Consider the following 17,730-nt stretch of genomic DNA (forward strand, 5'->3'; position numbering starts at 1 on the left):
CCTATTGCGCAGCCGTCGGGACCTGGTCCCGCACGCGGCTGAGGATCTGCCCCGACTGGTCGAGGAATTTCTTCACGTTGCGCGCCGCCTGACGGATGCGCTGCTCGTTCTCGACCAGGCCGATGCGGACATAGCCCTCGCCATACTCGCCAAAGCCCAGGCCGGGCGCCACGGCGACGCCGGCCTCCTCGACCAGCAGCTTGGCGAACAGCATCGAGCCGGCTTCGCGGTACTGTTCCGGGATCGGCGCCCAGGCGAACATCGAGGCCGGCGGCGCCGGGATGTCCCAGCCCGCGCGCTTCATCGACGAGACCAGGGTGTCGCGACGGGCCTTGTAGATGCCGCGGATCTCGTCGACGCAGTCCTGCGGCCCGTTGAGCGCCGTGGCGGCGGCTACCTGGATCGGCGTGAAGGCGCCGTAGTCGAGATAGGACTTCACCCTGGCCAGGGCCGCGCACATCCGCTCGTTGCCGACCACCATGCCGACGCGCCATCCGGCCATGGCGTAGGTCTTCGACAGCGAATTGACCTCGACCGCGATGTCCTTGGCCCCGTCGACCTGAAGGATGGACGGCGGCGGGTTGTCGTCGAAATAGATCTCGGAATAGGCGACGTCGGACAGCACGAGGAGGTCGTGCTTCTTCGCCAGGGCGACCACGTCCTTGTAGAATTCCAGGTCTACCCACTGGGCCGTCGGATTGGACGGATAGCTGACGATCAGCACGTTGGGCGGCGGCACCGAGTGCTTCACCGCCCGGCTGATGCCGGACAGGTAGTCTTCAGGCGACAGGGCCGGCACGTGGCGGATCACGCCGCCGGCCATGATGAAGCCGTAGGCGTGGATCGGATAGGCCGGGTTCGGGCAGATGACCACGTCGCCGGGGGCGGTGATCGCCTGGGCGAGGTTGGCGAAGCCCTCCTTCGACCCCATGGTGGCGATGACCTCGGTGTCGGGGTTCAGCTTCACGCCGTAGCGGCGGTCGTAATAGCCGGCCATGGCCTTGCGCAGGCCCGGAATGCCCTTGGAGGCGGAATAGCGGCCGGACTTGGGGTCGCGGGCGGTCTCGACCAGCTTGTCGACGATGTGCTTGGGCGTGGGCATGTCCGGATTGCCCATGCCGAAGTCGATGATGTCGACGCCCTTGGCGCGCAGCCCCGCCTTGATGCGGTTGACCTGTTCGAAGACGTAGGGCGGCAGGCGCCGGATGCGATGGAAATCGTGCGTCATGGATGAAACGCCCCTTTCGGGGCCCAAAGAGGGACTGGCGGCGCATGGATAGCCCCCTTGCGGCGCCAAATCCACGCGAGCGAAGGCATTTTTCGCCCCCGACGCGCTTTATTTGGGCGGCGGGGGCGGTGTAGCTCGTTCCCTCAGGGCCTTGGCGAAAGCTTCAGCGTCGGCGGCGGAGCTTGCGCCGGGCGCCGGACCGACGGCGTCGAGGCCCGACTGGGCGCGCACGCGCTTGGCCCACAGCTCTGGGTCGGTCTGGTCGATAGGCGTGGCCGCGATGTTGCGGTCGAGCGCGGCCTTCTCGGCGGTCATGGCGAGGACGGAGGCGCGCCAGGCCGTGACCGGGCGCACGTCGGTCGGAACCGCGGGAATCTGCCGGAAGGTCGGGAACGGCCCCTTGGCCTTGGACGCGGCCAGCACGTCCTGCGCCACCGCCGAGGTCGGATCGACCGGCGCCGGCCCCAGCCCCTTGGGCAGATCGACGCAGCCGCCCGTCAATCCGGCGACGCCCAGGCAGAGCGCCAACCGGGCCGACGTCGACAGACGCTGAAGGGAGGCCCAAGCCATCGAAAATTCCGCAGGTTCGCCGTTCAATTCTCTTCCGGTCTTATGCGATGATCGCGCAAAGAGGAAGGGCGGGCTCGACATATGAGCGCCTGCGGAGGAAGCGATGACGGATCTGCCGACCAGCGCCCGAGCCAAGTCTCGTTCCAAGACCCCGCCCGCGCCGTCGGCCAAGCCGCCTCGCGCCCGGAAGACCGCCCAGACGACGCCCCCTTCCCCGCCGCCCGAGCCGCCGCCTGAGGCCAAGGCGCAACCCGGCCCCGCGCCGGCCGGCGACTTCATCGACGCCTTCGGCCTGCTCTCCGGCGAACAGCGGGCGGCGATCGAGGCGATGTCCGCCAATCTGGCCCGGGCGGCGATGACCGCCCAGGGTGCCATCGCCGAGGCGGCCCTGCGCCAGGCCGACCGCCCCGCCGCCCTCAGCGCCGACCCTTTCCACGTCACGCCCGCCCTCACCGAAGTGATGGGGCGGCTGGCGGCCCAGCCCGACCGCCTCCTGCGCGCCCAGGCCGACCTGTTCACCCGCTACATGGACCTGTGGCAGGCGGCGGCCCGGCGGCTGGGCGGCGAATCGCCGAAGCCCGTGGTCGAGCCGGCCAAGGGCGACAAGCGGTTCAACGACCCCGAATGGGCGTCCAATCCGATGTTCGACGTGATGAAGCAGTCCTATCTGCTGACGTCGAACTGGCTGAACGGCCTGGTCGCCGAGGTCGAGGGCGTCGATCCGGTCGCCAAGCGGCGGGTGGAGTTTTTCACCCGCATGCTCACCGACGCCTTCGCGCCGTCAAACTTCCTGCTGTCGAACCCGGCGGCGCTGCGCGAGATCCGCGAAAGCCGCGGCGAGAGCCTGGTGCGCGGCATGACCAATTTCGCCGCCGATCTCGAACGGGGCGGCGGCCAATTGGCCATCAGCCAGACCGACGTCTCGCGATTCGAGGTCGGCGAGAACGTCGCCACCGCGCCGGGCAAGGTGGTGTTCCAGAACGACATCATCCAGCTGCTGCAGTTCGCGCCGTCGACGCCGCAGGTGCACGAGACGCCGCTGCTGATCTTCCCGCCGTGGATCAACAAGTTCTACATCCTCGACCTGCGCCCCGAGAACTCGATGATCCGCTGGCTGACCGGCCAGGGCTTCACGGTGTTCGTCGTCTCCTGGGTCAATCCCGATGCCCGCCTGGCCGGCAAGACCTTCGAGGACTACATGGTCGAGGGCGTCTACGCCGCGTGCCAGGCGGCCTGCCGCCAGGCCGGGGTGAAGCAGGTCAACACCGTGGGCTACTGCATCGGCGGCACGCTGCTCTCCTGCGCCCTGGCCTATATGGCGGCCCGGGGCGATGCGATGATCGCCTCGGCGACCTTCTTCGCCGCCCAGCAGGATTTCACCGAGGCGGGCGACCTGCGACTGTTCACCGACGACGCCTGGCTGCGCGACCTCGAACAGCGGATGGACGCCGAGGGCGGCTTCCTGTCCAGCCAGTCGATGGCCGACACCTTCAACGCCCTGCGCGGCAACGACCTGATCTGGTCGTTCTTCGTCAACAACTACCTTCTGGGCAAGGAGCCCAAGCCCTTCGACCTGCTGTTCTGGAATTCGGACCAGACGCGGATGCCCAAGGCCCTGCACCTTTTCTATCTGCGCGAATTCTACAAGGACAACCGCCTGGCCGCCGGCGACCTCGTCGTCGGGGGCGAGCGCCTGGACCTCGGGGCGGTGAAGATCCCGATCTACGTGCAGTCGTCGCGGGACGACCACATCGCCCCCTACCGCAGCGTCTATCGCGGCGCGCGCCTGTTCGGCGGGCCGGTCACCTTCACCATGGCCGGTTCGGGCCACATCGCCGGCGTCATCAACCATCCGGACGCGCGCAAGTACCAGCACTGGACCAACCCCGCCCTGCCCGCCTCCGTCGAGGACTGGATGACCGGGGCCGTCGAAAGTCCCGGGTCGTGGTGGCCGCACTGGGCGGCCTGGCTGGCTGAGCGTTCCGGCGGCATGACGGCCGCGCGGGACCCGGCCAAGGGACCGCTGAAGCCGATCGAGGACGCCCCCGGCTCCTATGTGAAGATCAAGTCCTGAAACCTCAGGCCGGGACGAAGGTCAGGGCGACGCCGTTGTTGCAATAGCGCAGGCCGGTCGGCCTGGGGCCGTCGTCGAACACGTGCCCCTGGTGGCCCAGGCAGCGGGCGCAGTGATATTCGGTGCGCACCTCGCCAAACAGCTGGGTGTCGCGCTTCTCGCCCACGGCGCCGTCGATCACGCGCCAGAAGCTGGGCCAGCCCGTGCCGGAATCGAACTTCCACTCCGAACGGAACAACGGCAGCCCACAGCCAAGGCAGACGAAGGCCCCGCGGCGATGCTCGCGGTTCAACGGGCTGCTGAACGGCCGCTCGGTGTCCTCGTGGCGGAGCACGCCATAGGACGCGGCGGGCAGCCGACGTCGCCATTCCGCGTCGGCGATCTTGCGGAACGGAGACGAGGCGTAGGCCTGTTCGGCGGGAGCGGCGGCCAGGGCGCGGCCGCCAGGAAGGGCCAGCGCCGCGCCGCCAAGCAGCACGGCGCGCCGTTGCAGGAAGGGGATCGAGGCGCTCATGTCCAGATATACGGACGAGCGGCGGAAAGGTTACGCGGCGGGGCCGATTTCGCCCCCGCCGACGCCCTCAGAGCCCGGCGGCCTCGTCGAGCCCCAGCATGATGTTGAGGTTCTGCACCGCCGCGCCCGACGCCCCCTTGCCCAGGTTGTCGAGCAGGGCGACGAGCCGGGCCTGGCCGGACGTGTCCGAGCCGAAAACATAGAGCTTCATGCGATTGGTGCCGTTCAGGCCCTCAGGGTCCAGGGTCTTGAGCGCCTTGCCCTCGTCCAGGCCGACCACCTCGACGAAGCGGGCGCCGGCATAGGCCTCGGACAGGGCCGCATGAAGGCTCTCCAGGCTGGCCGCGCCCAGCAGCAGCGACAGGTGCAGCGGCAGTTCGACGATCATGCCCTGGGCGTAGCGGCCGACCGCCGGCGCGAAGATCGGCCGGCTCAGCAGGCCGCCATGAACCTGGATCTCGGGCACGTGCTTGTGTTGCAGGCCCATGGCGTAGATGCGGTAGGGCGCGGTCGTATAGGTCTCGGCCGCGGGATCTTCGAACTCGGCGATCATCGCCTTGCCGCCGCCGCTGTAGCCCGACACGGCGTTGATCGAGATCGGATAGTCCTGCGGCAGCACGCCGGCCGCGACCAGCGGCCGGATGAGGGCGATGGCGCCGGTCGAATAGCAGCCCGGGTTCGACACCCGCCTCGCGGCCGCGATCAGCCCGCGCTGTTCGGACGCCATCTCGGGAAAGCCGTAGGTCCAGCCGTCGGCCGTGCGGTGGGCGGTCGAGGCGTCGATGACCTTCACCTTCTCGTTCTCGATCAGCGAGACCGCCTCGCGCGCGGCGTCGTCGGGCAGGCACAGGATCACCGCATCGGCGCCGTTGAGCCGTTCGGCGCGCGCGCCGGCGTCCTTGCGCAGCGCCGGGTCGATCGACAGCAGTTCGATGTCGCGACGACCTTCGAGCCGCTCGCGGATCTGCAAGCCCGTGGTGCCGGCTTCGCCGTCGATGAAGACCTTGGCGGTCATGCGCGTCTCCGATGCAGGTTGAAAAGAGAAAGGGCGCCTCGGTTGCCCGAAGCGCCCCTCGTTCGCGAAATAGCTCTCGCGACTTAGCGCTTCGAGAACTGGAAGCTGCGGCGGGCCTTCGCCTTGCCGTACTTCTTACGCTCGACGACGCGGCTGTCGCGGGTCAGGAAGCCGTGCGGCTTCAGGACCGTGCGCAGGCCCGGCTCGTAATAGGTCAGCGCCTTGGCGAGGCCGTGACGCACGGCGCCGGCCTGGCCCGACAGGCCCGAGCCTTCGACGGTGACGACGACGTCGAACTGGCCGAGGCGGTCGGCGACCTGCAGCGGCTGGGCGATCATCATGCGCAGCACCGGACGGGCGAAGTAGATTTCCTGGTCGCGGCCGTTGATGGTGATCTGGCCCTTGCCCGGCTTGATCCAGACGCGGGCGATGGCGTTCTTGCGCTTGCCGGTCGCGTAGGCGCGGCCCTGGGCGTCGATTTGCGGTTCACGAACCACGGCTTCCGGAGCCGGGTTCGAGGAGAGGCTTTGCAGAGCCTCGAGACCTTGGGATTCGGCCATCGGTTATTGGCTCCGGGCGTTCTTGGCGTTCAGAGCCTTGAAGTCGACGACTTCCGGGTTCTGAGCTTCGTGCGGATGTTCGGCGCTGTTGTAGATGCGCAGGTGCGTCATCTGCTTGCGGGCCAGCGGGCTTTCTTTCGGCAGCATGCGCTCGACCGCCTTTTCGAGCACGCGCTCGGGGAAGCGGCCGTCGAGGATCTGGCCGGCGGTGCGTTGCTTGACGCCGCCCGGGTGGCCGGTGTGCCAGTAGTAGATCTTGTCGGCCAGCTTCTTGCCGGTGAACTTGACCTTGTCCGCGTTGATGACCACGACGAAATCGCCGCAGTCGACGTGGGGGGTGTAGTCCGGACGGTGCTTGCCGCGAAGACGCATGGCGATGAACGACGCCAGACGGCCGACAACGGCGTCCTGGGCGTCGACCACGATCCACTTCTTCTCGACGTCCGCCGGCTTCAGCGAAGCCGTGATCTTGGTCGTCATCAAAAATGATCCTTGTCGGCGGACGACATGGAAGCGTCGTTCCGCGGTGAGGTGGCGCTGATACAGGAGCGAACCGGGCGCGTCAACAAGCTTTGCGACGCGCTGAAACCATCATCTAATTGTATTATATAGGTATTTTTATACTGGTATTATGATACCGTGCATTTCTTGGCTCAAATCCGCCGCGAGCGCCAGGCCAGGACCATCGCGGCCGCCAGGACGAGCGTGGCGCCGAACTGGTGCGCGACGCCGAGGGCCAGCGGAACGTGGGTCATCAGGGTGGCGATCCCCAGCCCGGCCTGCAGCGTCACCAGCAGGGCGAGCAGCGCGCCCAGGCTGCGGACCGCCGCCGGCGCCGTGCGCGAGCGGACGGCGCAGACGGTGAAGGCCAGCGCCCCCGCGAACAGCAGATAGGCGGCCAGCCGGTGGTTGAACTGCACCGCCGCCTGGCTGTGGGCCAGGGTGCCCCAAAGGCCGCGGCCGGCGTACTCGACCGGGAACAGCGCCCCGTTCATCAGCGGCCAGTCGTTGTAGACCTGTCCGGCGGCGTTGCCGGCGACCAGGCCGCCCAGCAGGCTCTGGACATAGACCAGCACGGCCAGGGCCGCCGCGGCCGGCGCCCAGGGCCCCTTGGCGGTCGCCCGCGCCTTGCCGCTCCAGGCCTCCAGCCCCGTCCACACCAGGGCGCAGAACAGGATCAGGGCGAGGCCGAGGTGGATGGTCAGGCGCTCGGGCGCGACCGTCACCCGCTCGACCAGGCCGCTGGCCACCATCCACCAGCCGACGACGCCCTGGAGCCCGCCCAGCGCGAACAGGGCGGCGCAACGCCAGATCAGCCGCGAGGGAATCCGCCGCAGGGCCAGGAAGACCACGAACGGCGCGGCGAAGGCGAAGCCGACCAGCCGGCCGAGCAGCCGGTGCGCCCACTCCCACCAGAAGATGGTCTTGAACGTCTCGACGGTCATGTCGGGATTGACGAGGTGAAACTGCGGAATGCGCTGGTAGTTGCGGAACTCCGCCGCCCAGGCCTCTTGCGACAGGGGAGGAATGACGCCGCTGATCGGCTTCCATTCGGTGATCGACAGGCCCGAGCCGGTGAGACGGGTGGCGCCGCCGACGACGACCATGGCCAGCACCAGGAAGGCGACCGCGAACAGCCAGACCGCGACCGGGCGCGAGCGATCCGATCTCAAGAACGACGTCATGTTGCGGCTGATCCCGTACGGCGCCGGCCCGACCGGCGAGGAGGCCGATTTAGCCCCTGCCGAACCATCCGTCCACGTCGCCGGCCGCCCACGCGCCGCCGCAAGGCTGACAAGCCCGCCGAAGGCCGGTAGTTGAACGGGCCTGTCCCTGTTCGAGGTCCGACCATGAACCCCCGCCTGCGCAAGGCCATCGGCGGCGTGCTGATCCTGATCTTCCTGCCGGCCTATGTGTGGCTGGCCGCCACGCTGGCCGCGCACCTTCCGGGCAACAAGGCCGTGCAGCTGCTGTTCTATGTCGTGGCTGGGGTGGCGTGGGGAGCGCCGCTTCTGCCTCTCCTCTCCTGGATGGATCGCGGCCGCTAGGGCCAGTCCAGGAGAATGGTCGGAGCGGCGGGATTCGAACCCACGACCCCTTGACCCCCAGTCAAGTGCGCTACCAGGCTGCGCTACGCTCCGACGCGAGAGGAGCGCCCTTATAGGCAGGCGCCCCGACCGCCGCAATCGGGAATTTTCCCTCTCAGCGAGGCTTCAGCAATTCGTCCAGCCGCGCCTTGGCGGCCTGGAGTTCGTCGAGCGAAGCCTCCAGGCGGATTCGGGCCGCCGGGTCCAGATCGCGGCCCGCGGCGGGCGAATCGGCGTCGACGGGATCGGCCGGTTCGATCGCTTCCCCGCGCCCGGCGGCGGCCAGCCGCTTGACGCCGTGCTCACGGTGCAGCCGCTGCACGCCCTTGATGGTGTAGCCGTGTTCGTAGAGCAGCGCCCGCACGCCGTTCAGCACGGCGATGTCCTGCGGCCGGTAGAAACGCCGGCCGCCGGCCCGCTTCATCGGGCGGATGAAGGAGAACTTGGTCTCCCAGAAACGCAGCACGTGTTGAGGAACGCCGAGCTCGTCCGCCGCCTCGGAGATGGTGCGGAAAGCGTCGGGTCCCTTGGCCACGGCCCGGTCCCTGGCGCCTATTCGCTCAGCGCGCTGTCGATGCGCGCCTTCATGACCTGCGAGGCGCGAAAGCCGATCACGCGTCGCGGCTCGATCGCCGCCGGCTCGCCGGTCTTGGGGTTGCGCCCCATGCGTTCGCGCTTGGCGCGCACCTGGAACACGCCGAATCCCGACAGCTTCACCGTCGCGCCGTTCTCGAGCGCCTCGGCGACCAGATCCAAGGTGCGTTCGACCAGGCCGGCGCAGTCCTGCCGCGTCAGCCCCACCTCTTCATGCACGGCTTCGCACAGATCCGCGCGTGTCAGCGTTTGTCCTTTCATGGACGACGCCCCCAAAATGCCTAAGCGACACCACCGCGTTCTCAATGCCGCGATTATCGCGCCAAGTCAAAGGGTTCCCGGTAGAGCCTCAGAGTCTGAGAACGCAGGCGCCCCAGGTCAGGCCGCCGCCCATCGCCTCGAGCAGCAGCAGCTGGCCGGGCTGAATGCGTCCATCCTCGACCGCCTGGGCCAGGGCCAGGGGAATCGAGGCCGCCGAGGTGTTGGCGTGCTCGGCGACCGTGGAGATCACCTTGGTCTCGTCGATGCCCAGACGGTGGGCCACGCCCAGCAGGATGCGCTGGTTGGCCTGGTGGGGAATGAACCAGTCGACCGCGGAGGTCTCGACGCCGGCGGCCTTGGCCGCGGCGACCACGGCCTCGGATATGTTGACGACCGCGTGGCGGAACACCTGGTTGCCCTGCATGCGCAGGTGGCCGACCGTGCCGGTGGTCGACGGCCCGCCGTCGACATAGAGCAGGTCCTGCTTGGTCCCGTCGCAGCGCAGGGCGAAGCCCAGCAGGCCCTGGTCCTCCGTGGTCCCCTCGCCTTCCCGCGCCTCGACCACGACCGCCCCGGCCCCGTCGGCGAACAGCACGCAGGTGCCGCGGTCGGTCCAGTCCATCAGCTTGGTCATGGCTTCGGCGCCGATGACCAGGGCGCATCTGGAGTGGCCGCGCGCCACGAAGCCGTCGGCGACGCTCAAGGCGTAGACGAAGCCGGAACACACCGCCTGGACGTCGAAGGCCACGCCGACCGGCGCGCCCAGCTTGCGCTGGACGATGGCGGCGACGGCCGGAAAGGTCAGGTCGGGCGTGGTGGTGGCCACGATGATCATGTCGACCTCGGCGGCCGTCCGGCCGGCGGCGGCCAGGGCCTTGCGGGCCGCCTCGACCGCCATGTCCGAGACCGTCTGGCCCTCGGCCATGCGATGCCGCTGACGGATGCCCGTCCGCTCGACGATCCAGGCGTCGCTGGTGTCGACCACCTTGGCCAGGTCGTCGTTGGTGACGATCTCGTCGGGCAGATAGCCGCCGACGCCGGTAACCACGCTACGCAGAACTGATGTCACTTGGCGCTCTCCGGCTCCCCGCCCGCGGCTTCGGCGGCCTCGCGGGCGCGCCCGAGCACCGCCGTCACCTGTTGCAGGTTGCGGTGGATTTCAGAATTGAAGTTGCTTTGGGCCAGGTCGGCGGCGACCTTGACGGCGTTGGCGAACCCCTTGGCGTCGGCTCCGCCGTGGCTCTTGACCACGGCGCCGTTCAGCCCGAGCAGCGGGGCGCCGTTGAGCGAGCTGGGATCGAGGCGCGCGCGCAGCGTCTTCAGCGCGCCGGACGCCACCAGCGCCCCGAGCTTGGACAGCCAGCTCGACATGAACGCCGCCCGCATCTGGGTGGAGATGAACCGGGCCGTGCCCTCGGCGGTCTTCAGGGCGATGTTGCCGGTGAAGCCGTCGGTGACGACCACGTCGACCGCCCCCTTGCCGATGTCGTCGCCCTCGACGAAGCCGCGATAGTCGATGTCGAGACCGCCGTCGCGCAGCAGGCGATGCGCCTCGCGCACCTCCTCATGGCCCTTCTGGTCCTCGGAGCCGACGTTCAGCAGGCCGACCGTCGGCCGCTCCACCCGGTGGACGGCGCGGTGGAAGGCCTCGCCCATGATGGCGAAGTCGACCAACCGTTCGGCGTCGCACTCGATGTTGGCGCCCACGTCCAGCACGGTGGAGACGCCGCGCAGGGTCGGCCAGCCGGCGACAATCGCGGGCCGGTCCAGGTCAGCGGCCATGCGCAGGATCAGCTTGGACATCGCCATCAGCGCGCCGGTGTTGCCGGCCGACACCGCCGCGTCGGCCTGGCCCTCGCGGATGGCCTCGATGGCGTTCCAGAGGCTGGTGCCCTTGCCCCGGCGCAATGCCTGGGCCGGCTTCTCGTCCATGGCCACCACGCGCTCGGCGTGGCGGACCTCGCAGATCGCCCTCAGGGATGGGACCCGCGCCAGCTCGGCGGCCAGGCGGTCCTCGTCGCCGTGCAGCAGGAAGCGCACCGCCCGCCCGGCCAGGGCCTCGGCGGCGATGGCCAAGCCTGGAACCACGACCGAAGGCCCATGGTCGCCGCCCATGGCGTCGATCGAAATGACGGTGGTTTCGGACACGTCGGCGCCAGCGCCCCTCGATGAAAGTCCCTGGGCTCGGCCGGCTCGCGAGAACCGTCGGCCCCAAATCCGCACCTTGCAGCGCGGCCGTCGGCGGTCTCGGCCGATCCCCGCGCGTCAGATCCTCGACGTCGCGACCGAGGCGGCGGGACGATACATGCCCCCGCTCACGGCGCAAGCAGCGAGAAAAGACCCCGTTTCAGGCCCAAATCACTCCTTCGGAGGCGAGTCCGTCAAGCGTTTCAGCACAGCGAAGGGCGAGCGCTCTTCGGTGTCCGCGGGCGGCTCGAATACAACCCCGGGCTTGCGGGGGAAAGGGTCAATCTCAAGCGCGAGGTGCTCGACCACGTAGCCGCCGAGATCGATCTCATCGCCTTCGAGCAGTTCGGGCGGGTCGTCCGCCTCCAGGTCGAGCGGGATTTCGGCCTCCGGGTCGGGCAAAAGGTCGCTGCCCTGCGGCGCCAGGCGAACCCGAAACGCGCCGCCGAGATCCGACGCGAAGTCCTCCAGGCTGACGCCGCAGGTCTGCACGACCCTGGCCCGCCACCGGCCCTCGATCTGCACCCCGTCGAACCATGGCGTCGCGGAGAGCTCGGCCTCCAGCATGTCCAGCGACACCAGCTCGAACGCCTTGGCGATTCGCGCCCGCGCCGCCTCGTCGGCGGCCAGGGTCCGCCGCAGGCCGGACTGGGCGACCTCGACGAGGCGGACCGGCTGCGGCCACAGGGACAGTTGCGCGCTCATGCGGAAATCTCCGGCCAATGGACCTCGCCCTGCAACAGGGCCTCAAGGGGGGCCTCGCCAAGCCCGGCGACGGCGCGGCCGGCGTAGTCGGCGAGCCCGGCCGCCGGGGCGGCCCCTTCGTCGTCGTAAAGGATGCGCCCGATCAGCCGGGTCAACGCCGCCGTGTCCGGCAGGGCGGCGAAGGCCTCCTCGTAGGCCCTGGCCCGGCCGTAGAACGCCTGTCCCAGCTTCTTCATCTTCTTGGCCACCGACAGGTCGCTGGCGCCCAGTTCCCGGAAGGCGTCGTCGAGCCCGCGCAAATAGGCGTCGAACAGGGCCTGCGACGTTTCAGCCGCCTGTTCGCCCTCCCCCTTCAGCCGGCGGACAAGCAGCACGACGTGCAGGGTGTAGAGGTCGAAGCGGCCCTCGCGCGTGTCGGGCGCGGCGAAATCGGTATAGAATCGGGGCTGCCGCGCCTGGGCGACCGCCGCCGCATAGAGCTTTCGCCCGGCCTCCACGGCGGGTCGGACCTTGAACAATCGCCGCAATAACACCGGTCCGCCTCACTTCCGCCGCTTGGCGCCGTCATTGCGGCCGCCTTTCGGGCATTGAACTAAGGTCCTTAGGGCGATAGGTCAAAGGCTAGCCAAATGTCGCTTGTGAGATCGCTATCCATGTTCCGTCGCGTCGCCGTCTCCATGGCGGTTCTGACAGCCGCAGCCGTCCTGACGAGCGCGTGCACGCCGACCATCGCCTATGAAGGCTTCCAGGCGATCGAGGCCAAGCCGGCCGACGTGCGGGTGGGCGCCGACACCAAGTCGACGGTCCTGACCTCGCTGGGCTCGCCGTCGACCGTGTCGACCTTCGATCCCAACACCTGGTTCTACATTTCACAGATCACCGAGAAGGTGTCGTTCTACCGGCCGCACGTGCGCCAGCGCGACATCGTCGCCATCGCCTTCGACAAGGAGAGCGAAAAGGTGACGTCGGTGAACACCTATTCCCTGAAGGACGGCAAGATCGTCGCCTTCAACGGCCGCGAGACGCCGACCCGCGGCCGCGAGATGACCATCCTCGAACAACTGCTCGGCAACATCGGGCGCGGCGGCCTGCTGCCGCAGGACTACGACCCGGGCAACCGTCCGGGCCAGGGCCGCAACTAGGCCCCTCGCCCGCCGCGACGCCAAAAGAGAACGCCCCGGACCTTGCGGTCCGGGGCGTCTTCGTTTGCAGTTCCGCTCGCCCGGCTAGGCGGCGGCGTGGGCCAGCACCGCCAGCAGCAGCAGCGCCACGATATTGGTGATCTTGATCATCGGGTTGACCGCCGGGCCGGCGGTGTCCTTGTAGGGATCGCCGACGGTGTCGCCGGTGACCGCCGCCTTGTGCGCGTCTGACCCCTTGCCGCCATAGGCGCCCTCCTCGATGAACTTCTTGGCGTTGTCCCAGGCGCCGCCGCCGGAGGTCATCGAGATGGCCACGAACAGGCCGGTGACGATGACGCCCATCAACATCGCGCCCAGGGCGGCGAAGGCCTCGGCCTTGCCGGCGATGGCCTTGATCACGAAGAACAGCACGATCGGCGAGGCCACCGGCAACAGCGACGGGATGATCATCTCGCGGATGGCCGCCTTGGTCAGGATGTCCACGGCCTTGCCGTATTCGGGCTTGGCCTTGAACTCCATGATGCCGGGGATCTCGCGGAACTGCCGGCGCACCTCGGCCACCACGGATTCGGCGGCGCGGCCGACGGCGGTCATCGACAGCCCCCCGAACAGGAACGGCAGCAGGCCGCCGAAGAACAGCCCGACGACGACATAGGGGTTGGACAGGTCGAAGGCCACCTGCCCCACCGAGGCGAAGAAGGGGAACTTGTCGCCGTTGGCCGCGAAGTAGTGCAGGTCCTGGGTGTAGGCGGCGAACAGCACCAGGGCCCCGAGGCCGGCCGAGCCGATGGCGTAGCCCTTGGTGACGGCCTTGGTGGTGTTGCCGACGGCGTCCAGCGCGTCGGTGGAGACGCGGACCTCGCTGGGCAGGCCGGCCATCTCGGCGATGCCGCCGGCGTTGTCGGTCACCGGCCCGAAGGCGTCGAGGGCCACGATGAACCCGGCCAGGGACAGCATGGTGGTGGTGGCGATGGCCACGCCGAACAGCCCGGCGAAGGTGTAGGTCAGGATGATGCCGACGATGATGACCAGCGCCGGCGCGGCCGTGGACTCCAGCGAGACGGCGAGCCCCTGGATGACGTTGGTGCCGTGGCCGGACACCGAGGCCTTGGCGATGGACTTGACCGGGTTGAAGTTGGTGCCGGTGTAGAACTCGGTGATGATCACGATCGCCGCCGTCACCGCCAGCCCGACCAGCCCGCAATAGAACAGCGCGTTGGCGTCGACGCTCTTGTCGCCGACCATGACGGGCTTCCGGACCAGCTGGTGAATCACCCACCAGACCGCGCCGATGGACAGCACGCCGGTGACGATCAGGCCCTGGTAGAGGGCCCCCATGATGTTGCCGCTCTTGCCGAGACGGACGAAGAACGCGCCGATGATCGAGGTGACGATGCAGACGCCGCAGATCGCCAGGGGCAGCAGCATCATGGTCGACACCGCCTCGCCGCCCCGGAAGAAGATGGCGGCGAGCACCATCGTCGCCACGGTCGTGACCGCATAGGTCTCGAACAGGTCGGCGGCCATGCCGGCGCAGTCGCCGACGTTGTCGCCGACGTTGTCGGCGATGGTGGCGGCGTTGCGGGGGTCGTCCTCGGGGATGCCGGCCTCGACCTTGCCGACCATGTCGCCGCCGACGTCGGCGCCCTTGGTGAAGATGCCGCCGCCCAGCCGGGCGAAGATCGAGATCAGCGAAGCGCCGAAGCCCAGGGCCACCAGGGCGTCGACCACGTCGCGGCTGGTCGCCTCGAGGCCCAGCCCTTCGGTGAGGAAGGCGTAGTAGCCCGCCACCCCGATCAGGGCGAAGCCGGCGACCAGCATGCCGGTCACCGCGCCGGAGGTGAAGGCCAGGGACAGCCCCTTGGCCAGGCTCTCGCTGGCGGCCTGGGCGGTGCGCACATTGGCCCGCACCGAGATCAGCATGCCGGCGAAGCCGGCCGCGCCCGACAGCACCGCGCCCAGCAGGAAGCCGAGCGCCGCCCATTTGCCGATGAGGAAGTAGACCGCGACCAGGATGACCAGGCCGACCACGCCGATGGTGGCGTATTGGCGGCGCAGATAGGCCTGCGCGCCCTCCTGGATGGCGGCGGCGATCTCGCGCATGCGCTCGCTGCCGGCCGGTTTCCGCATCAGGGACGCGGTCTGGACGACGCCATAGAGCACCGCCAGCAAGCCGGCCGCCAGGACCGACCAAAGATTAATCAAACCCATATGTGAAGCGCCCCTTTTAATCCCTAAGACCCGGAGCCGCCGGTTGTTCCGGCTTGCGGCGTGACAGCCTGCTCCTTGTGCGCCCCCACGACCGCAAGGATTGCGTTCTTCAACAGGGGTGAAGCGAGCGTGCCAAAACTGAGGGAGGCGCGCAACTCCGCCTAACGGCGTTATCGCGGCGGTTGCGGTCCGGCGGGGCGCGGATTGGCGACGCGGTGCTGGGCTTGCTGGCTGACGACGACCACGGCCTTGGCCGCTCCGGGCCCGGCGATCCGCACCGCCTCAGGCCAGAGGGCGGCCTTGAGCTTGGCCTCGTCGATCCGGTTGTGGTCGGAGGCCAGGGTGAACGGCGTCCGGTGCGCGGCCCGGACCAGGGCGTCGCGGAAGTATGGCTCCTTGTCGCGGACCTTGGCGGCGTCGACATTGGCGTCGAGGTCGATGCGGACGGTGACGAAGACGTAGTTCACCACCCGGCCGCCGACCACGACCGGCAAGGCGACCGGGGCGAGATTGACCAGGTGCTCCTCGGTCGCCGGCCGGCCTTCGGCGGCCCGCGCGGAGGCGGCGACGGCGGACAGGCCCAGGACGAGGAAGGCGCGGCGATCCATGCCCGCCAGTTAGCGCGATTCCCTTAGCGATCGTTGTCGCCGGCGCCGTGGCGATAGCCCAGCCGGTCGACGGCCAAGGGGCGTCCCTCGAACGACGCGGCGACGCCCCGGCCTTGGCGAAAGACGCCGACGCGCGCGACGGGGACGCCGACGGCGCGGGCCGCCTCGATAAAGGCCGACGCTTCTTCCGGGGCGACCGCGCAAGCGATTTCGTAGTCGTCGCCGCCGGCGGCCAGGGCGGCCAGGGCGGCGGCGCGATCCGACTGGAGCTCGGCCCAGGCGGCGGCGGCGGCCGACAACGGAACCTGCTCGAGGGCGAGGTCGAGCCCGAGGCCGCTGGCCTCGGCGACGCGGCCGGCGTCGGCCAGCAGACCGTCGGAGACGTCCGCCGCGGCGCGGGCATGGCCCAGCAACGCCGCCCGCAGGCCGAGCCTCGGCCGCGGCAGACGGTAGCGGTCGGCCAGGGCCTCGATCTCGGCCGGCGACATCGCCGCCAGCCGCCCCTGCGCGGCGCGCAGGCCCAGCACCCCGTCGCCGATCTCGCCGCTGACCAGCAGGTGGTCGCCGGGCTGGGCGCCGGAGCGGCGAACCATGCGCCCCTGCGGAACCCAGCCGATGATGGTGACGCTGAGGGTCAACGGACCGGGCGTGGCCACCGTGTCGCCGCCGAACAGGCGCAGGCCGAACAGGTCCTGGTCCTTCGCCAGCCCGGCGGCGAACCGCTCGCGCTCCGGCCAGCCGGTGTTTTCAGGCCAGGCGACGGCGAGGAAGTAGCCATAGGGCTCGGCCGCCTTGGCGGCGAGGTCCGACAGGTTCACCCGCAGCAGTTTGCGCGCCACCAGGTCCAGCGGGTCGTCGGGCAGGAAATGAACCCCGCAGACCAGGGCGTCCTTGGACACCACCAGGTCGAAGCCGGGACGCGACGGGATGACCGCCGCGTCGTCGGCGAGGTTCAACGCCTCCGGCGCGCCGCCGGTCAGCGGCCGCAGCAGGCGTGCGATCGTCTCGAATTCGTCGGCGGCTCCGCCGACCGGCGCGCCAGGGGCGTCAGGCCCGCTCATCGCGCGCGATGGCGTCGAGGGCGCCGTTGACGAAGCCGGCTTCCGGGCCGTCGAAGAAGGACTTGGCGATCTCGACATACTCGTCGATCACCACCTCGACCGGCACGTCGGAGCGACGGCTCAGCTCGAAGGTCGCCGCCCGGAAGATGGCGCGTAGGGTGGCGTCGATCCGCTCCAGCCGCCAGCCCTGGGCCAGCCGGCGGGCGATCGCCTTGTCGATGGTCGCCTGGTCGCCGACGACGCCGCGGACGATCTCGCCGAAAAAGGCTTCGTCGGCTTCGGCCAGGGGCTGGCCCTCGATGTCGCCGTCGAACCTGTGGTCGGAGAACTCGCGCACCACGATCTCGGCCCCGGCGCCGGAGACCTCCATCTGGTAGAGCGCCTGCACGGCGGCGAGCCGCGCGACCGAACGCGCCTGGCGCTTCTTGGGCGCGATGCTCATCGCGCCTGGCCCAGCAGGCGACGCTTCAGCGCCACCACGTCGAGGCAGGCGCGGGCGGCGAACCCGCCCTTGTCGCCCTTGGAGACGCGGGCGCGTTCCCAGGCCTGGGACTCGTCCTCGACGGTGAGCACGCCGTTGCCGATGGCGATCTTGCGCGAGACCGCCAGGTCGGTGAGGCCGCGCGCCGATTCATTGGCGACGATCTCGAAGTGATAGGTCTCGCCGCGGATCACCGCGCCGAGCGCGACATAGCCGTCGTAGCGCACGCCGGCGGGGCGATGGCCGCCCTCCTCGGCCAGGGCGACCACGGCCGGGATCTCCAGAGCGCCCGGAACGGTCACCACGTCGTATTCCGCGCCCAGGGCCTCGAGGGCGTCGGTCGCGCCCTTGAGCAGTTCGTCGGCGAGATCGGAATAGAACCGCGCCTCGACGACCAGGATGCGGATTTTCTCTTCTTGAGCGGGCATCAAT

Annotated in this window: 21 protein-coding genes and 1 tRNA gene; 3 read left to right on the forward strand and 19 right to left on the reverse strand. The window is 69.3% G+C overall.

All coding sequences use genetic code 11. The features are described 5' to 3' along the window. Nucleotide 1: 1 nt before the first annotated feature. Together C5708_RS01955 and C5708_RS01960 are read right to left on the reverse strand one after the other, a co-directional pair. Complete coding sequence (locus C5708_RS01955) at nt 2–1,228, reverse strand: LL-diaminopimelate aminotransferase (protein ID WP_242917275.1); 1,227 nt, start codon at nt 1,226–1,228, stop codon at nt 2–4. Between the two features lie 108 nt (nt 1,229–1,336). Further along, nucleotides 1,337–1,798, reverse strand: a complete 462-nt coding sequence (locus C5708_RS01960; protein ID WP_242917277.1) for a hypothetical protein — start codon at nt 1,796–1,798, stop codon at nt 1,337–1,339. A gap of 103 nt (nt 1,799–1,901) precedes the next feature. On the opposite strand from C5708_RS01960, the gene phaC reads away from it, so the two are divergent. Continuing rightward, nucleotides 1,902–3,872: a class I poly(R)-hydroxyalkanoic acid synthase gene (gene phaC, locus C5708_RS01965; protein ID WP_242917279.1), complete on the forward strand. Its 1,971-nt coding sequence runs from the start codon at nt 1,902–1,904 to the stop codon at nt 3,870–3,872. A 4-nt stretch (nt 3,873–3,876) separates the two neighbouring features. Here phaC and msrB read toward each other — a convergent pair whose 3' ends face one another. From msrB to C5708_RS01990, 5 genes are all read right to left on the reverse strand, one after another. Then, nucleotides 3,877–4,386 (reverse strand): peptide-methionine (R)-S-oxide reductase MsrB, encoded by a 510-nt coding sequence (gene msrB / locus C5708_RS01970; protein WP_242917281.1) that lies wholly within the window; start codon nt 4,384–4,386, stop codon nt 3,877–3,879. Between the two features lie 67 nt (nt 4,387–4,453). Further along, a complete protein-coding gene (argC, locus tag C5708_RS01975) occupies nt 4,454–5,401 on the reverse strand; it encodes an N-acetyl-gamma-glutamyl-phosphate reductase (protein ID WP_242917283.1) in 948 nt (315 codons plus the stop codon). Between the two features lie 83 nt (nt 5,402–5,484). Further along, a complete protein-coding gene (gene rpsI, locus C5708_RS01980) occupies nt 5,485–5,961 on the reverse strand; it encodes a 30S ribosomal protein S9 (protein WP_242917285.1) in 477 nt (158 codons plus the stop codon). A gap of 3 nt (nt 5,962–5,964) precedes the next feature. Then, nucleotides 5,965–6,441, reverse strand: coding sequence for a 50S ribosomal protein L13 (gene rplM, locus C5708_RS01985; protein WP_242917286.1), 477 nt, complete (start codon nt 6,439–6,441; stop codon nt 5,965–5,967). Nucleotides 6,442–6,614: 173 nt separating this feature from the next. Next, nucleotides 6,615–7,646 carry a COX15/CtaA family protein gene (locus tag C5708_RS01990; protein WP_242917288.1) on the reverse strand — a complete coding sequence of 344 codons (1,032 nt, stop codon included), beginning with the start codon at nt 7,644–7,646 and terminating at the stop codon, nt 6,615–6,617. Nucleotides 7,647–7,811: 165 nt separating this feature from the next. Here C5708_RS01990 and C5708_RS01995 point away from each other — a divergent pair, with 165 nt between their 5' ends. Continuing rightward, the gene (locus C5708_RS01995) at nt 7,812–8,009 is read left to right on the forward strand and encodes a DUF2842 domain-containing protein (protein ID WP_242917290.1); all 198 of its coding nucleotides are present in this window, start codon (nt 7,812–7,814) and stop codon (nt 8,007–8,009) included. A 16-nt stretch (nt 8,010–8,025) separates the two neighbouring features. On the opposite strand, the gene C5708_RS02000 is transcribed toward C5708_RS01995, so the two are convergent. The 7 genes from C5708_RS02000 to C5708_RS02030 form a co-directional block, all read right to left on the reverse strand. Then, nucleotides 8,026–8,102: transfer RNA gene (locus C5708_RS02000), tRNA-Pro, on the reverse strand. Nucleotides 8,103–8,163: 61 nt separating this feature from the next. Then, nucleotides 8,164–8,583, reverse strand: coding sequence for a MerR family transcriptional regulator (locus tag C5708_RS02005; protein ID WP_242917292.1), 420 nt, complete (start codon nt 8,581–8,583; stop codon nt 8,164–8,166). A 17-nt stretch (nt 8,584–8,600) separates the two neighbouring features. Next, nucleotides 8,601–8,903, reverse strand: a complete 303-nt coding sequence (locus C5708_RS02010; RefSeq protein ID WP_242917294.1) for an integration host factor subunit alpha — start codon at nt 8,901–8,903, stop codon at nt 8,601–8,603. A gap of 88 nt (nt 8,904–8,991) precedes the next feature. Continuing rightward, on the reverse strand, nt 8,992–9,972 hold the full coding sequence (locus C5708_RS02015) for a beta-ketoacyl-ACP synthase III (RefSeq protein ID WP_242917296.1): 981 nt from the start codon (nt 9,970–9,972) through the stop codon (nt 8,992–8,994). Then, the gene (gene plsX / locus C5708_RS02020) at nt 9,969–11,051 is read right to left on the reverse strand and encodes a phosphate acyltransferase PlsX (RefSeq protein WP_347566988.1); all 1,083 of its coding nucleotides are present in this window, start codon (nt 11,049–11,051) and stop codon (nt 9,969–9,971) included. The genes C5708_RS02015 and plsX overlap by 4 nt, the downstream gene beginning before the upstream one ends. Before the next feature lie 210 nt (nt 11,052–11,261). Further along, on the reverse strand, nt 11,262–11,795 hold the full coding sequence (locus C5708_RS02025) for a DUF177 domain-containing protein (RefSeq protein ID WP_242917298.1): 534 nt from the start codon (nt 11,793–11,795) through the stop codon (nt 11,262–11,264). Then, entirely contained in the window at nt 11,792–12,292 is a 501-nt protein-coding gene (locus C5708_RS02030; protein ID WP_242917300.1) for a ubiquinol-cytochrome C chaperone family protein, read from the reverse strand. Before C5708_RS02030 ends, C5708_RS02025 begins: the two co-directional genes overlap by 4 nt. A 156-nt stretch (nt 12,293–12,448) precedes the next feature. Here C5708_RS02030 and bamE point away from each other — a divergent pair, with 156 nt between their 5' ends. Then, nucleotides 12,449–12,937, forward strand: a complete 489-nt coding sequence (gene bamE / locus C5708_RS02035) for an outer membrane protein assembly factor BamE (protein WP_242917302.1) — start codon at nt 12,449–12,451, stop codon at nt 12,935–12,937. Nucleotides 12,938–13,021: 84 nt separating this feature from the next. Here bamE and C5708_RS02040 read toward each other — a convergent pair whose 3' ends face one another. The 5 genes from C5708_RS02040 to ribH form a co-directional block, all read right to left on the reverse strand. Further along, on the reverse strand, nt 13,022–15,139 hold the full coding sequence (locus C5708_RS02040; protein ID WP_242918037.1) for a sodium-translocating pyrophosphatase: 2,118 nt from the start codon (nt 15,137–15,139) through the stop codon (nt 13,022–13,024). Nucleotides 15,140–15,318: 179 nt separating this feature from the next. Then, on the reverse strand, nt 15,319–15,756 hold the full coding sequence (locus C5708_RS02045; protein ID WP_242917304.1) for a hypothetical protein: 438 nt from the start codon (nt 15,754–15,756) through the stop codon (nt 15,319–15,321). A gap of 23 nt (nt 15,757–15,779) precedes the next feature. Further along, nucleotides 15,780–16,817: a thiamine-phosphate kinase gene (gene thiL, locus C5708_RS02050; RefSeq protein ID WP_242917306.1), complete on the reverse strand. Its 1,038-nt coding sequence runs from the start codon at nt 16,815–16,817 to the stop codon at nt 15,780–15,782. Next, on the reverse strand, nt 16,804–17,253 hold the full coding sequence (nusB, locus tag C5708_RS02055) for a transcription antitermination factor NusB (RefSeq protein WP_242918039.1): 450 nt from the start codon (nt 17,251–17,253) through the stop codon (nt 16,804–16,806). The genes thiL and nusB overlap by 14 nt, the downstream gene beginning before the upstream one ends. 2 nt (nt 17,254–17,255) lie before the next feature. Beyond that, nucleotides 17,256–17,726: a 6,7-dimethyl-8-ribityllumazine synthase gene (gene ribH / locus C5708_RS02060; RefSeq protein ID WP_242917308.1), complete on the reverse strand. Its 471-nt coding sequence runs from the start codon at nt 17,724–17,726 to the stop codon at nt 17,256–17,258. Nucleotides 17,727–17,730 lie beyond the last annotated feature (4 nt).

The sequence above is a fragment of the Caulobacter sp. CCUG 60055 genome (genome assembly GCF_022750545.1).
GTDB lineage: Bacteria > Pseudomonadota > Alphaproteobacteria > Caulobacterales > Caulobacteraceae > PUIC01.

Excerpts from the sequence above, each read along its gene's own strand:
- C5708_RS01955 (WP_242917275.1), bottom strand. The coding sequence starts at position 1,228 with ATGACGCACGATTTCCATCGCATCCGGCGCCTGCCGCCCTACGTCTTC.
- C5708_RS01960 (WP_242917277.1), bottom strand. The coding sequence starts at position 1,798 with ATGGCTTGGGCCTCCCTTCAGCGTCTGTCGACGTCGGCCCGGTTGGCG.
- phaC (WP_242917279.1), top strand. The coding sequence starts at position 1,902 with ATGACGGATCTGCCGACCAGCGCCCGAGCCAAGTCTCGTTCCAAGACC.
- msrB (WP_242917281.1), bottom strand. The coding sequence starts at position 4,386 with ATGAGCGCCTCGATCCCCTTCCTGCAACGGCGCGCCGTGCTGCTTGGC.
- argC (WP_242917283.1), bottom strand. The coding sequence starts at position 5,401 with ATGACCGCCAAGGTCTTCATCGACGGCGAAGCCGGCACCACGGGCTTG.
- rpsI (WP_242917285.1), bottom strand. The coding sequence starts at position 5,961 with ATGGCCGAATCCCAAGGTCTCGAGGCTCTGCAAAGCCTCTCCTCGAAC.
- rplM (WP_242917286.1), bottom strand. The coding sequence starts at position 6,441 with ATGACGACCAAGATCACGGCTTCGCTGAAGCCGGCGGACGTCGAGAAG.
- C5708_RS01990 (WP_242917288.1), bottom strand. The coding sequence starts at position 7,646 with ATGACGTCGTTCTTGAGATCGGATCGCTCGCGCCCGGTCGCGGTCTGG.
- C5708_RS01995 (WP_242917290.1), top strand. The coding sequence starts at position 7,812 with ATGAACCCCCGCCTGCGCAAGGCCATCGGCGGCGTGCTGATCCTGATC.
- C5708_RS02010 (WP_242917294.1), bottom strand. The coding sequence starts at position 8,903 with ATGAAAGGACAAACGCTGACACGCGCGGATCTGTGCGAAGCCGTGCAT.
- C5708_RS02025 (WP_242917298.1), bottom strand. The coding sequence starts at position 11,795 with ATGAGCGCGCAACTGTCCCTGTGGCCGCAGCCGGTCCGCCTCGTCGAG.
- bamE (WP_242917302.1), top strand. The coding sequence starts at position 12,449 with ATGTTCCGTCGCGTCGCCGTCTCCATGGCGGTTCTGACAGCCGCAGCC.
- C5708_RS02045 (WP_242917304.1), bottom strand. The coding sequence starts at position 15,756 with ATGGATCGCCGCGCCTTCCTCGTCCTGGGCCTGTCCGCCGTCGCCGCC.
- thiL (WP_242917306.1), bottom strand. The coding sequence starts at position 16,817 with ATGAGCGGGCCTGACGCCCCTGGCGCGCCGGTCGGCGGAGCCGCCGAC.
- ribH (WP_242917308.1), bottom strand. The coding sequence starts at position 17,726 with ATGCCCGCTCAAGAAGAGAAAATCCGCATCCTGGTCGTCGAGGCGCGG.